2 protein-coding genes are annotated in these 2,163 nt (G+C 34.8%); both read right to left on the bottom strand.

Going from position 1 to position 2,163, the window contains the following annotated elements; all coding sequences use genetic code 11:
- Positions 1-45: 45 nt before the first annotated feature.
- Positions 46-774, bottom strand: a complete 729-nt coding sequence (locus tag V7161_RS29485) for a hypothetical protein (protein WP_335716325.1) — start codon at positions 772-774, stop codon at positions 46-48.
- A 185-nt stretch (positions 775-959) separates the two neighbouring features.
- Complete coding sequence (locus V7161_RS29480) at positions 960-1,952, bottom strand: VanW family protein (protein WP_335716324.1); 993 nt, start codon at positions 1,950-1,952, stop codon at positions 960-962.
- Between the last annotated feature and the right edge of the window lie 211 nt (positions 1,953-2,163).

Here is a 2,163-nt window from a genome sequence, read left to right as displayed (position 1 = left end):
AAACCTTTCACAGCTCTATCACAAAATAGAGCTGTGAAAGGTTTTTTATATTAACCCCAACCTAATAGCTTTGTTTATTTTTTTTTCTAATTTAGACGATATCTTACCTAGGTGTAAAGCATCATGCAATTCCTCTTTAGTTAGAGCTGTTTCTTCATCGTCAATCACTTCTGATATGACAACTTGAAAATCGTCCTGCAGTTCGATAATCGAGTCAAGTCCTAAGTACTGATTAATTTCCTGAAGATTATTTGCTTCTGCACTCATTTCTTGTGAAGCTTTACGAATCTCCTTCGTAGTTTTATTAAAATCTTTTTTGGCATGTTTTAATTGTTTAAAAAAATTATTCTTTGCATTGATTGTATCTTGAAGATAGTCATATTTGGCCTTCATTAACTGATATTTTAATTTTTTCTTCTCTTGCTCTAATTCATCGACATATTGCTTTTTTAAGTCATTAAGCTTTGCATGAGCGACTTCAAGACGCTTTGCCATAATCGTATTGATTTCATCAAGCTTTTGATTTAATTCATTCATTGTTTCTTCTACTAATTTTAGATCCCTTTTCGCTTGATCATATACTTCCTGTGTTGCTTCACCGCGATTAAATGCTTCTTCCGTTTTCAGAAAGCGAACCTTGACATCCTCAAAAACCATTTTTCTAACTTCAAATTCATCCAATAGCCCATTTTCAGCAGTATCAAAACTTTCTTTCAGTTTCATCGCTTCTTCAATATAGTTTTGCATCATTGAGGAGTAATTACTTTGATCCATCCCACAGTTCCCCCTTCACCCACTAAAATATTTTTTTATAGACGATTTCACCCGTTATTAATCAAAATATGCAACAAATCATATGTTGGTTTAATATTCAAGAATAAATGGGTTTACTTCCTTTAATAAAAAGACCAGCATCTTAAGGATGCTGGCCAGAGGTTAAAAAACTAAGGATTTCCTATTTAAATTGCTTTCTTAATAAGACTTTTATAAGCTTTTGAAGTTCTTACTTCAACTGTAAGAGAACCTTTTCTTACAATAGCTTTTAAGACAAACGGTACACCAGTGGTATTTTTAAATCGAAAATCTTTTCCTCCATAGGATACTGTAGCATCCCTTCCTTCAGGAACGTATCCTACATGAAGGGAATGATGATGCTTTTCAATATAGCTGACAGCTAGCTGATCAATGGCATTATACAGGGTTGAAGAAGTCTGACAAATCCCGCCGCCATAGCCATCGACTAATTTCCCATCCTGAATCTCAGGTGCTTTTTGATAGCCGTGGGCAGCATCACTAGGCCCAACGGTTGTATTATAAGAGAAGCTGTCTTGGACACCAACAATTACATTATTAATAGCCGCTGCGGATAAAGCAATGTTTTTTGACCTGCCAACAATTCCGCTATTAAAATGGGTCGTATAAGAAGCAACAACTGTCTCCCCTAAATCGGATACGTCTTCCACCTTATAACCACTGGCAGTTACATAGAGCGGGACTTCTACATTTCCGCCTGTTTCTGAAAGCTGGAGGATCTTTCCTGTTAGTTCATCCTCATCTAGAATGGTTTGTGGAGTCCCCTTGATCACCTGGCCATTTGCATCCAATTTATCAAGAATCATTCTTTTATCATATCCAGGGTTATCCTTTGTTCCCCGTGCAAAATCCTTCGCCATTTTTGCTATTTCGGCTTTATATTTTTCAACGTCGGTTTTAAATCCCATATCCTTTGGAGAAATTGTTTTTATTACCGTTTTAGTACTCGGGTCGATAATATTAACAATAACAAGTTTCTCTTCTTGTTGTTTTTTAGGTTCATCCTTCTTTACCATTTTCTTCTCTTGCTTTTCCGTTGCATGTGCTACCTTTTCTTTTGATGTTTGCACTGAACAGCCTGCCAAACCTATTAAACTGCCTGCTAATAAAAATGAAATTGCCCATTTTAATTTTTCCATTTCCCCCAGCTTTTCCCCTTCTGATTTACATCGTTTAAATCTTAGACGTTTTCACACTCAATTTTGTTTCAAAAAAATTCCAACTTGCTACTATGAAAAGATGAAACTTGTATCTTTAGTTTTTAATTCTATCACTTTACTAAAAATAAAATAATGACAAAAGTACTAAAAAGGAGAAAAAGTCATTATCTGTTTTTTCCTAGAATATTTA

Source organism: Neobacillus drentensis (genome assembly GCF_036965425.1).
Classification (GTDB): Bacteria; Bacillota; Bacilli; order Bacillales; family Cytobacillaceae; genus Neobacillus; species Neobacillus drentensis_F.
The sequence above is the reverse complement of the archived record's forward strand: the minus strand, read 5'-3'. Positions and strand labels throughout refer to the sequence as shown.